The following is a 12748-nucleotide window of genomic DNA, read 5'->3' on the forward strand; positions in this document are numbered from 1 at the left end:
TCCTAAGTTGACAATTTCATAGACAAAACTATACTTATATTGACAAAAATCAATATATTTTCCGGAAAAAATCAACTACTTGATATATAATACGGTGATATCAAGTATTGAATTGAGACTATTGCCGACGCGAAAACCAAGCAATGATGGTGGTAGTCTTTTTCAGAAACTTAATTGGAACACAATCGCGTTGGGCTACAGCGTGAAGGTCTACAGAGGGATAACCGCTCCCATGCTCCCGTTGAAGTAGAAAGTAAAGTCTAGCTTTGTCTAGGTTTTATATAGCAGAATAAGCTGTTATGCAGTTAAACTGTATAATCTTAATATTCTTAGGTCTTGTGGAACAGGCATACTTCGACTGCGCTCAGTACAAGTCTTGCCTGTTAACCTTATATAAATTAAATTCACGACAGCTTATGAACGGATTAAAAACCTAATTAAAATTCGTGAAAAAGCAGATTTTCAAGATCAGGCAAATGCACAAGTAATTGGACTTGATCATGTAAAAAATCAATTACGTCAATTGCAACCCCAATCTTGATACTAATAACCAGTTTACAGCAGTTTTCATATATTTGTACCACATCCTTCTTGTTATCTTCCTTTCTTCCTTTGCGCCTTTGCGTCTTTGCGTGAGATTAAAAAATGTGGTTCATTTACCTGAAAATCGCTGTAAATAAAGGTGGCAGCAAAAAGTTTTTCGTTAGTAAAGGAAATAGGGAGATGGGGAAGAAAATTTTAGATTTTAGATTAGATTTTACAAAACAATCCAAAATCCAAAATCCAAAATAAATAACTCCTGACTCCTGAATTATTGTTATTAAGACCAAGAATCCAAATCTAAAGATTGCATTCCTCGACTGCTGACAAATTCCAGCAAACTACCTAACTGAAACCAAACAAACACACAAGTTCCCAAACTTAAAGGTAAACCAATACCTAAAGCTAGGGGAGAGGGAAAACCAAATATTTCTAAACCAGAAGACATAAATAAACAAACGCCTCCCGTAATACCAATAAATGGTACTAACAATTGCTTTAAAGAAGCACTAGATTTAATAGGTTCTTGATTGTTATTTGGCCATTTTTGGACAATTACTTTTAATGTTCCCGATAAGGCAAAACCAGAAGTTAAAGCCATGAGGAAACCAACCAAAAGCAAGATATAAGGAGGTTGAAGAGGATAATAATACATGAAGACTCCTGATTTTTATGCAAATAATTTAAACGTTTTTACTGTTTTTCAGTAAACGAAATCAGAGATGTTGCTTTTGGCAAAATAGCTGCTACACTTTCTCTCGATAACTCGGTTAAAATGCCGACAGCTACATTTAATAACCGATTTGGTGGTAAGTCATCTTTGACTAAATCCCACAATCTTTGTACTTCATCAGTGTGTAAACGATCATCTTCAGTTAATGCTAAAACTAACTGACGACGTAAAAATTTACCTTCTTCCGATAGTAAATACTGTAAACCCATTCTGGCTGTTGGCACAACATCAAATTGCTGATCAGTCCGCGCAATGGAAATCAAATTTTCTAAACGCTGCCATTGGAATTTACCATCTTTAAATAGTACATTCAATAACCGTCGTCTTAATGCGGGAGATTCACCAGTTAATAACCGTCGCGCTATGTAGGGATAACCTACTTCGACAATTTTAAAGTTAGGGTTGAGGCTTAAAGCAATACCTTCCTGTGTCACCAAAGAACGAATAATTAAAGCAAACTTAGCGGGAACTCGGAAAGGATATTCATACATCAATTCCGAAAATTCATCGGTAATGGTTTTAAAGTTAAAATCGCCTACATTTTTACCAATGGCATTTCCCAGAACTGCTTCTAATGCTGGAACAATGGGAGCAATATTTGTTTCTGGAGCAAGAAAGCCCAGTTTTACAAAGTCTTCGGCTAAGTCGGTGTAATCTTTGTTGACCAGATGTACTAAGGCATCTACTAAGGTTTCCTTTGTGGTTTCTTCCAACTGATCCATCATGCCAAAGTCAATGTAAGCCATGCGACCATCGGGAACAGCAAATAAATTACCAGGATGGGGGTCAGCATGGAAAAAACCATGTTCTAATAATTGTTGCAAACCAGAAGTAACACCGATTTGAATGATGGTTTCTGGATCTAACCCTGCTTGTTTGATGCTTTGGATATCTGTGAGTTTAAAGCCGTTGATCCATTCCAGGGTTAAAACATGGGTACTACTATAACGCCAGTAAATAGTTGGTACTTTTACTTGGAGGTCATCGCGGAAGTTGGTGGCAAATTTTTCCGCGTTCCGACCTTCGTTCATGTAGTCTATTTCTTCAAATAACTTCGTGCCAAACTCGTCTACGATTAATGTGAGGTCATGGCCAAGATTGAGGGGCAACCAAGGACTCAGCCAAGTAGCTGCCCAACGCATTAGATATAAGTCTTTTGTAATTACTGGACGCAGGTGCGGACGTTGTACCTTGACTGCTACTTCCTCACCAGTGATGAGACGACCCCGATATACTTGACCTAAACTAGCCGCAGCCACTGGTTTCGGGGAAAATTCGCTAAATATCTCGTCAATGGAACGGTTAAGTTCAGTTTCAATAATGTGTTGCGCTAGGTCATGGTCAAAGGGTGGTAACTGGTCTTGTAGTTTTACCAGTTCTTCTAAAAAGTCTTTACGGATCAAGTCTGGCCGAGTCGAAAGGGCTTGACCCACTTTAATAAATGTCGGACCGAGGTTTGTGAGCAGTTGTCGTAATTGGGTAGCTCGTTTACCCTTATTCTGCTCAACTTGGTTTTGCCATTCATCCCACTTGAGGCTGAATAGAAAGCCTGCAAAGGAGAGTATGATTCTCAGTAGTCTGCCCCAAGCTAACCAGGGACGGTAACGATAGTAACGAGCGATCGCTTCTGGATTATACTGCTTTAGTTCAGCAGGTTGATACTCACCCACGTCTTTTTTTGCCTCTACAACTGGGAATTTGGGAATTTTGTATGTTTACTACCTATCTAACAAGATAGTTGTCAGGTTTGTTGGTAGTTTTTGATGGAAATTATAGATAAACTCAATCTATCTTGACTGTTGAGATTAGTTTATCTTTTTCTTAATTATACTTTATAAAAGTACAAACTTTTGTCTCATGGCGAGAGTATTTTATTATTTCTTAATGTTTAACGCAGTTTACCTTAGTATTAAAAATGACATTAAATATCTTGAAAATCCGATCCTATACAGGTTAGTTGATGGTTATTTGTCAATCTTCAGGTTTTGTAGGATGGTGGTGAAAATCTCAGACAGGGTTTTTAGGTATATAAAGATGAGATATATTGCTGTTTAGAGAATTTTGATATTTATTAAAATATTGCAGTTGAAACTATCAGAAATAGATTAATATATAAATATTATCCGATTCCCTAATTATTAAATTTTTCCAATTGATTAATTTCTTCCTCGGAAAGTAATTTTTTGACAACTCTAACAGGTAAATGTTCTGCATTATCACGGTTATTAATTGGATTTACTAAACGCAAACTATATACTTCTTCTCCTGCTTCTTGTGAACTTTTTTGATCTATTTTCAAATAAACTTGATTTGGATAGGTACGTAATAATCTTGTTTGTAAACATCCTTTTAAATCTCTTGCACTTTTAGCTAGTTCGCTTTCTTCTCCAAATATTTCTCCTGCTGCTTTCCAAGCATGATTTAATGCGACAATTTCTTTTACTAATGTTTCTATTGATGGTTGTTGAAATATATCTTTCATGGTGATTTATTGAGTTAGGTTTTTTCATCGAACCGCAGAGACGCAGAGTTCACAGAGAAATAGGATTTTAGGAATTTTTTGTTTTTGTAAATCCTGGTTAATATGGTGATTGTTTTGCTTCTAATTCTAGTTTATTGATTATCCGTTTCCATTGTTGTACTTGATTTTGACGTTCCATTAATTTATTATAATCTGGTTGTGGTAAACCCAATGTAACATCATATTTACCATGTTGTGGTTTTAATCCAGTAAAATATTTAGTACCTGTATTTGGTAAAATTTGATAATCTGTTCTTAATAATTGTTCACAAGACCATTGCCAAGCTAAAGCATACAGATGTAGTTCGCTCGGTTTCCTCCATTTGTTCAAAACAACGTAATAACCAATTGACTTTATCTAAAGTAACTGGATGTAGCTGCTTTGTAAAATAAGGTGCTATTTCCAAAACATAATCTTTAAATATGGTAAGATTCGGGAGAATATGATTGATTTTTGGTAATATTTCATTATGAGTTAAATTCTGCTCACAAATAATTTTTACCATTGCTTTTTTCGGCTCATTTGCTCCCAAAGCAACCAAAATTTTAATAACTAGATTATCCTTGACGTAAATTGAATTACTCCACAAAAGAAAACCATTAACTAAGTGTGATGTAATTACATTTTTTTGACCATGATAAAACCAAGCTAAACGACGAATTAAGGTAAAATATAACCATTGATTTGATTGGGATATATGCCAAATTTTTAAAGATAATTGCTTTCTTTCTCCTTCTGGTATTTCTTCCCAAATTCGCTCATTATCAATACACCATATCCATTCTATTAAACTAATATCTTGAATTATATTCTGATCAATTTTTTCCTTCAATGCTGATATTGAGAGATTAATATTACTTGATTTTTGTTTTGCAGCGAGTTCAATTAATCTATGGGGTTGATGATCTGGTACACTAAATTCTTGGAGGTTGAAGTTTTGGTTAAACATAATTTTCTACTTATCTATTTTTACTTATCTATTTTATTTAAACTACTCAAATCTTGTCCTTTAAACTGAATCCGAAATACTACTTTTCTATCTGTTGGTAAATCTCCTGGTTTTGCATCATTTTCACCTCTCCCTACTACCATGATTTTTTTCTCTAATTGTGATTTATGAGTTTTGTTAGGAAATGGCATTTGATATAATGTATATTTGGCAACCTGCCAAGCTCTGTTTAAACTTAATTCCATGTTAAAATCAGCTTTACCTTCACTGCTGGTATGGCCTTCAATAACTACTCTTTCAATTTGATCTTTAACTCTGGGAGTTTCAAAAATTACTTTGCTATAAATGGGGATTAATTTTTGTAGGGTTTTTTCACCTTGAGGATTTAATTTTGCACTGTTGGTTTCAAATAAGATGCTATCTCTCAAGCTGATATCTCCGGTATTTGGATCAACTTTTGCTTCAATATTATTAGCTTTTAATTGTCCTTCTAACTCACCTATTAAGATTCTGGTAATGTCTTTTTGTGCTTGATTAAGCTGAATTAATGCGGAGATAAAAAGCAGTGCAAAAAACATTAATAAACCTGACATTAAATCACCAATAGAAAGATAAATTGCGGGATCTTCTTCTTGATCATCTTGATTTTTGAGAAAGTTTAAATTATTAAACATGAGATAATTTACCTGTTGATTGTTATTTTTACTGTAGGTTGGGTTGACGTAAGGAAACCCAACATTTTATTTATCAGGAAACTCAACATTTCGTTTATAAGGAAACTCAATATTTGGTTTACTTGTTGGGTTTCACTTCGTTTAACCCAACCTACATTAATTTAAGCGACGTTCTTTTTCGATTATCACTAATGCGTTATTTGCATTTTCTAAGATATTGGCACATAATTTTTTCATAGAATCATCAGCTTCATCAAAAAATTTAGTTTGCCATTGTGTTGATTTATCAATGTATTGATTAAGATGATTTTGCCAATTATTTAGAAGATCATTAAAATCTTTAGTTACTGTACCAATATTACGAGATAATTCTTGCAGTTGAGCTATTCTTTCTCCTGAGTTGAAACCCATTGCTTCTGTTAGTTCTTGTATGACTTGTACTCTGTTGTGCATATTATTAGTTGCGGTGGTAATATCATTCATACCTCTGGTAACTTCATTTATTGTATGAGTTAAATCATTCATTAATGATGTTCTGCGTTGGGTTTCTTCTTGGAAAGCATTCCGTAAATCATTCACTACTTCCTGTAAAGCGTTTCTTTGTGTTCCTAATGTACTTTCTAAGAGTTGATTTTGATCATTAAAGAATTGATTTAAACTATTTTGATATTCAATTCTAAAGGTTTGTAATTCCTCTTGTACTGTAACACGGGTATTTTGCAAGGTTTCATCAATATTTGATAATGTTTGTTCTAAATTCTCCTTTGCACTATTCATTAATTGTGATGCTTCTCTACCTACGGTTTCTAATGTTATAGTTTGAGTTTTAAAACTTTCATTGGTTTCAGTTATAATTTTGGAAAATTCAGAATAAACCATTCTTAACATTTGATTTTGTTGTTCAGATTGAATTGTTAAAGATTGTTCTAATTCTGATGTAATTCCGCTAAATGTCTCCGCTGCTTGTGTTGCACTTTGTTGAAATGCTTCCCGTTGAGATTCCATTCCTGTGATACTTGTTTCTACTGCTCTAGTAATAGCAATTCCTGTTTCTTGTAAGACGTTGGTTGTGTCTGTTTGGAAATCATGTAAGGTAGATTTTAAGCTATTGGCAAAACTATTTAATTCTCCTAATGTTTGTTGTTGAAACTCTTGAATTGTGACAATTGAACTAGCTAATTTTTCTGATATGCCCCCTAATTCATTATTTAATTTCGTGACTGCTGCTGATGCTTTTTGAGTTAATGTTGCACTTTGTTCTAGTCTTTCTACCACTGGAATAATTAGTTGATTTTTCATTTCACTAATTAAGTTTTCGAGTACATTTTTTTGAGTTGTGGTAATTTGGGTTAGGGTTTTTTGGGAATCGGCAATATGATTAAATGCGGGCGTTAATCTGGTTTCTATGGTTTGATCTAATTGAATACTAACAGCTTTTCCTACTTCTATACCAATAGTTTCTGCATCCAGTTTTTCAGCTACTTGTTGTAATGCTTGGATTGCTCTGAAACTGGCGTTAAAATCAAAGTTTCTAAAATTTGCAGCGATTTCTTTTAAACTGTTGATTGCATCTTCTCGATTATCTTTTTTAGGAACGGTAATTTTATGTAATTTTTGTCTTAGGTTGTCATGTCGTGATTGTCTAATGAAGTCTGTGAAAAATATAATAATAGTAAATACACTTCCTAGTCCTAACCCCACTAATGAAGTAGAAAATGCTGTTTGCATTCCTGCTAATAATGTTCCTACTCCTTTCATTAAAGCATCTGTTTGGTTTAAGCTATCTAATGGAATATCTGCTATTCCTGATTGAATACCATAAAATGTTCCTAAGACTCCAATGGATGTACAAATTGTACTAATAAATCTTAAATTACTGCGTGTTGATTGATGAAATATATCTGGATATTGTTTGAGGATGTATTTATCATTGGTTTTTAGCGGATTTCTATGATAATTATTTTCTGTTTCTAAATGCTCGTTAATCCATTTTCTTTCAACATAAGTATCTCTTTCTAATTCTTTGATTATCTTCTTAATAAAATTAGATTCTTGACAATATTTTATTACTGTAATTATTTCCCAAATGAATCCTAGTATAAAAACTATGGCGATCGCCACATAAAATAAACTTGCTGGTACTTCTATCATGTATCAAACCTCTATTTTTTGTGATCAAAAAGCTGCTGTAACCTATTTTCGGTAAAGGTTGATTTATCAAAACTTTTACCGCAGTATAAAATTATCTAAATCTAGATAAATTAAAAGTTCAGTGTCTAACTTGGCAAATATGACTCAGAATATGTCTTAGCATTCAATAGTGATTTATCTTTCTTTGGTTTTTTATTTAGCCTTGATTATATATATTGCATCAATTTCAGTATAAGTACAAACAGTAATTATACTAATTTTATGCAAAAAAAAATACATTTTTATCTTGGTTTAATACTTACTTAGATTGAGGAAGTTTTAGGAATACAGGACTTAGGCAAAACAGGAGGAAAGTAGGGATAATTCTAGCTTTTTCGCCACTTTTGATTTCGCCTTATCCCACTTCCTTTAATTCATATGGAATTAATTTATTATTGGATACCCAAATAATTATTTGGTTCGTTAACGCTGAAAATATTCCTCTCATTTCTGCTGATTCTATTTTTTCGCAGTACCCTGTGACAATAATCAATTAATTATAATTAGTGCAAGAAAAGCGATCGCCATTTATCATCAAATAAGCGATCGCCCAAAACCAAAACTAAAACCTAAATACTAAAAGGCTTTTAGCACTGTCATCTGTCACCTGTCACCTGTCACCTGTCACCTGTCACCTGTCACCTGTCACCTACTTTGACTTAGCCTCCAAATTTTCTAACCGACTTTTTAACTCTTGATTTTGTTTTTTGAGTTGATCTAATTCTTCCCGCATTTGTTTCAAACTTTTTTCAGTCCCAATATTTCTTTGTACTCTGGGAATTTCTTCCTCAGCGTAACGTCGCACCCTACCATCAGGAGTTTGATCGGCTAAACTTTGTAAAATCCCAATCGCTTTGGGAGTTTCCATTTGTCCTAAAGCTGTCACCACCGCTACTTGAGTTAAAAAGAATGTCTCTTTCGCTATTTCTGCTAATCTGTCTAAAATTCTTTCTATATTAGCAGGAGTTTGACCTACAGAAATTTTACCTAAAGCGCGAATCGCAGATAAACGTAATGCTTGAGAAACACCTAATTTAGTGTATTCCAACAAGACATTTAAAGCATTTTCCGAAGTTTTAAATTCTGCTAACCCAGAAACAGCACCACTTCTAACTACCTCATTCCAACCTGCTCTTTCTTCTAAAACAGATTTGAGTAGTTTGATCACTTTTTCTTCGTGGGGTTTATCATCTAAATTAGCAGCAGCAATTCTTCCCAAACTCTGACAAGCAGCAGCTTCTACATAATAGCTTTTGTCCCCATGCTGTACCAATTCTTTGACATTTTTATAACTCGCATGAGTTTTGATTTGAGATAAAGACTCTACTACAGAACGACGGACAAAAGGATTATCATCATGTAACCCAGAAACTAAACCATCAAATACTTGATCTAATTTAATCTCTGTTAATTGTTTAGCAACTTCTACCCGCACACCCCAAAACGGATCATTTTTCAAAGCTGCGGATAAAGCTTTTACAACTTCCAAACCGCCTTTTTTCGCTAATGCTTCTGCTGCATAAATACGAGAAATAGGATTTGGATCAAATTCTAACTGCGCTTTTAATTCTGGTATGGGATATTCTAAAACTACAGTTTTTAGATAATTATTACCCACATCAAAACTAACAAAATCGGGCTTTTCTGTTAATGGGAAATAAAAACTTTGTTCCCGTTCATTAATGCGGACAGTAAAAATCTTTAAATCAGTATTTTGCTGTTTATATCCAAAACCAATGGGAATTTTCAGATCAAATAAATCCTGATCATCACTAGCTTGGGTTTGGGTAACTGTCACCTTAGCTAAGTTAGCATCACCATCCCAAGAATAAGCAACTTTAAAATCAGGATGGCCACCACGATAAACATATTGATCAAATAAGAAAGCTAAATTTCTACCTGTTGCTTTTTCAATTGATCTTAATAAATCTATGGTTTCTACAGTTTGATGAGCATAATCATTAACAAAGGTTTGGACAGCTTTCCAGAATAATTCCTCTCCCAATTCTGCCCGGATCATGTGATAAACACAAGAACCTTTTTCATAAATATGGCGATCGTAAAGTTCAATCGCTTCACGGTAAACATGAGTTACCATTGGCCGACGGTAGCGACTGCTATCTTCACTTAAATAACTGCGAGCTTCCGACAAGCGATAATAAGCAGCATCATCCGCACCATACTCATGTTCAGTCCACATTACCTCAGAATAGGAAGCCATTCCTTCCTTAATCCAAGCATGGGACCAATGTTTAATTACTAACAAATCACCAAACCACTGATGTGCTAATTCATGCACTACTAAACTTTCTGTGTTGCGGTTGTCTAATAATGCTCGTTCATCTAATAAACATCGATCAGTTAACAGCGTGGTAGAGGTATTTTCCATCCCCCCAAAAATGAAGTCATCCACGCAAACTTGAGCATATTTGGGAAAAGGGTATAAATAACCATACTTTTCACTCAAAAATGCGATCATGCGGGGAGTTTTACCCATGCTGCGGTTAGCGTCTGCTTCTCTGGATTTTTCTACGTAATATGTAACAGGTTTACCTTGCCATTCATCCTTTATTTCTGCAAAATCACCTACTGCTAAAGTCATTAAATAGGTAGGATGAATTTGTTGTTGTGACCAATGGTAAATTTTATGATCTCCTTCTTCCACTGTATCAATTAGTTCACCATTAGAAATTGCTATCAGTGGTTTAGGAACTCGCACCCGAATTTCTGAAGTTGATAACTGTCCTGGATAGTCAAAACAGGGAAACCAATAACGGGAATCTTCGTCTTCTCCTTGAGTCCAGACTTGGGTTGGTTTGTGGGGGTAGTGCTTATCTGGTTGGATAAAATAAAGACCTCTTTGGGGTTTTTCCACAGAATAGGCGATCGCTATCAACAACCTCTTACCAATTTGCGTAGGTTGAGATAATTGAATACACAGTTTTTCTCCGTCATAGTCAAACTTTTGTTCAACCTCGTCAACCTGTACAGATTGGATATTTAAATTTACAGCGTCCAAGGTCAACCTATCAATATGATTACGGATTGGCAATAGGCGAATGCTACAATTACCATTGTAACTTTGGTGAGGAATATCCAAACTGAGATTCAGAAAAATATGCTCCACCTGTCCTGGTTTATCAGGATTGTAATGTGGTTTCGCTCCTGGTAACTCAAAAGATGTGTGTCTTGCTTTCTCTGTATCAAAATAAAAATTCGACATTGCTTATTACTGACCTTGTAATCCTGAAACTTGTATAAAAATAGCAATCTGTAGATGCCTTTCCCTAATCAAAACAGTAATTTGATCAGGATTTTCTCTGGGATGTAATGAATGAAATCAATTTTCTCATTTTTCTCCCAAGTTTTTCTCCCAAGTTTCCATGTCTTGAGTTCATCTGAGATTCTGCACTTTTGCATCATCGAAGAGTTTCTAGCATCACAAAACAATCCAAAATCCAAAATCCAAAATCCAAAATCCAAAATCCAAAATTGAATCACAGTCCAGGATTGAATCCTCCACCTGTTCCTTGAAACATTAACCATGATAGAAAAAAGTTGCTAATAAAGATAATCAGCAGGGCGGTAACAACAGCTGTTGTAGTTGATTGTCCCACACCTTTTGCTCCTCCTGTGGTGGTTAAACCCCAACTGCAACCAATGATAGCGATTAAAACGCCAAAGCAGCCTGCTTTAATCATGGCGCTAACGATGTCCCAAATATCCAAGAAGTTACGGGCTGAGTCTAAAAATACTGTATCTGAGAGGTTGTAAATATTGATAGCAACTATTAGTCCTCCACCCATTCCGGTAACTAAGGATAACAAGGTCAAGATAGGCAGCATTAATAAACAAGCCAGGATGCGGGGAATAACTAAATAATCAATGGGGTCTGTTTTTAACATTAACAGGGCATCTATTTGTTCTGTAACCCGCATTGTGCCAATTTCAGCGGCAAACGCAGAACCAACGCGCCCTGCTAAAATCACTGCTGTTAGCACTGGTGTCAGTTCTCTGGTTAAGGCTACTGCTAATACTCCTCCAACTAAGTTTCCTGCACCAAAGTTGATAAACTCCCGTGCTACCTGGATTGTAAATACTGCACCCACAAAAACGGCTGTCAATAAGGCGATAAACAAGGAATCAGGACCGACGGCGGCTAGTTGTTCTAAGGTGTTACGGCGATGGATTTTGCCTTTCATCAGGTGAACTATTACTTGTCCACCTAAAAAAATCGCTGCTAGTAATCGCTGGGTCCATGCACCTAAACCGGATTTGGATATAGTCTGGCTCAATGTTTTCTATCTAACTCAGTGAATGCTTTAAGAATAGCGAAAGTTATTGGTTTTTTGTCATTGGTCATTGGTCATTAGTCATTAGTCATTAGTTATTAGTCATTAGTCATTAGTCATTAGTTATTTTTCCCAATCCCCAATCCCCAGTCACCAAACATTAACTTAGTTTAAAGATTCTCTCAGAAAATTAAGCTGCTTATTTTGCTTGATTAAATATGTTACGACGTTATTAAACGCCAAAAATCTTGATATATCAGGTATTTTACCCTTTGGAAGCCATCAAAATAGCCTCATCACTTGAGGGTTATATTAACTTTTCTTTTAATGAAAACTTAAGATTTTTGACAAATTAACTTTTCAGGAGCGATCGCACGTATTGTAGAAATTAACGTACTGCTTCTTGGCTATCATTCACCTTACTCTTGGAGATTGCCTAATTATGAGTCTTTTTACCAACTTTCTCCGATCTTTCTTGCTTACTACTGTTTTCAGTTTCATCGCTCCTATGTTCCTAGTTGGTGGTATATTAATCTGCTTAGGAATTTTTGGATTTGTTCCTGGTTTACAAGGGCTAACTGAAAACATCCCCACTCAGATTTTGCATTTTCTGGCTACTTTTGGTACTGGTAGTCCTATCAATGGCTTATTTGTTATCAGTCTTACTTTCGGTTTTGTAGGTGGGCTTTTTGATATCTATGCTTATTATCGGTATCAAATGCTGCGTATTGATTCATAATTAAGTCATAAACATTGATAACGCCTCTCTTTCATGTAATGACAATTTACGACTAAATTAACTTTCTTCTCAAGAAATCTGCTGCTATCCCTGACTTTAACTATTTTTT

General features: G+C 34.9%; 10 protein-coding genes. 1 reads left to right on the forward strand and 9 read right to left on the reverse strand.

Annotated elements, in window-relative coordinates; genetic code table 11:
• Nucleotides 1-820: 820 nt before the first annotated feature.
• The 9 genes from K2F26_RS09135 to K2F26_RS09175 all read right to left on the reverse strand — a co-directional run bounded on the left by K2F26_RS09135 (nucleotide 821) and on the right by K2F26_RS09175 (nucleotide 11903).
• The gene (locus K2F26_RS09135; RefSeq protein WP_137668178.1) at nucleotides 821-1195 is read right to left on the reverse strand and encodes a hypothetical protein; all 375 of its coding nucleotides are present in this window, start codon (nucleotides 1193-1195) and stop codon (nucleotides 821-823) included.
• 38 nt (nucleotides 1196-1233) lie between these two features.
• Complete coding sequence (locus tag K2F26_RS09140) at nucleotides 1234-2943, reverse strand: ABC1 kinase family protein (RefSeq protein WP_220611206.1); 1710 nt, start codon at nucleotides 2941-2943, stop codon at nucleotides 1234-1236.
• Nucleotides 2944-3404: 461 nt separating this feature from the next.
• On the reverse strand, nucleotides 3405-3755 hold the full coding sequence (locus K2F26_RS09145; RefSeq protein ID WP_220611207.1) for a hypothetical protein: 351 nt from the start codon (nucleotides 3753-3755) through the stop codon (nucleotides 3405-3407).
• Nucleotides 3756-3852: 97 nt separating this feature from the next.
• A complete protein-coding gene (locus K2F26_RS09150; RefSeq protein ID WP_220611208.1) occupies nucleotides 3853-4125 on the reverse strand; it encodes a hypothetical protein in 273 nt (90 codons plus the stop codon).
• Nucleotides 4061-4744 (reverse strand): hypothetical protein, encoded by a 684-nt coding sequence (locus K2F26_RS09155; protein WP_220611209.1) that lies wholly within the window; start codon nucleotides 4742-4744, stop codon nucleotides 4061-4063. The genes K2F26_RS09150 and K2F26_RS09155 overlap by 65 nt, the downstream gene beginning before the upstream one ends.
• A 20-nt stretch (nucleotides 4745-4764) precedes the next feature.
• On the reverse strand, nucleotides 4765-5418 hold the full coding sequence (locus K2F26_RS09160) for an OmpA/MotB family protein (protein WP_220611210.1): 654 nt from the start codon (nucleotides 5416-5418) through the stop codon (nucleotides 4765-4767).
• Nucleotides 5419-5574: 156 nt separating this feature from the next.
• The gene (locus K2F26_RS09165; RefSeq protein ID WP_220611211.1) at nucleotides 5575-7569 is read right to left on the reverse strand and encodes a hypothetical protein; all 1995 of its coding nucleotides are present in this window, start codon (nucleotides 7567-7569) and stop codon (nucleotides 5575-5577) included.
• Nucleotides 7570-8257: 688 nt separating this feature from the next.
• A complete protein-coding gene (locus K2F26_RS09170) occupies nucleotides 8258-10831 on the reverse strand; it encodes a M1 family metallopeptidase (RefSeq protein WP_220611212.1) in 2574 nt (857 codons plus the stop codon).
• Nucleotides 10832-11105: 274 nt separating this feature from the next.
• The gene (locus tag K2F26_RS09175; RefSeq protein ID WP_220611213.1) at nucleotides 11106-11903 is read right to left on the reverse strand and encodes an MlaE family lipid ABC transporter permease subunit; all 798 of its coding nucleotides are present in this window, start codon (nucleotides 11901-11903) and stop codon (nucleotides 11106-11108) included.
• A 439-nt stretch (nucleotides 11904-12342) separates the two neighbouring features.
• On the opposite strand from K2F26_RS09175, the gene K2F26_RS09180 reads away from it, so the two are divergent.
• Entirely contained in the window at nucleotides 12343-12639 is a 297-nt protein-coding gene (locus K2F26_RS09180; protein ID WP_220611214.1) for a hypothetical protein, read from the forward strand.
• Nucleotides 12640-12748: the final 109 nt, after the last annotated feature.

This window comes from Sphaerospermopsis torques-reginae ITEP-024 (genome assembly GCF_019598945.1).
Taxonomy (GTDB): domain Bacteria; phylum Cyanobacteriota; class Cyanobacteriia; order Cyanobacteriales; family Nostocaceae; genus Sphaerospermopsis.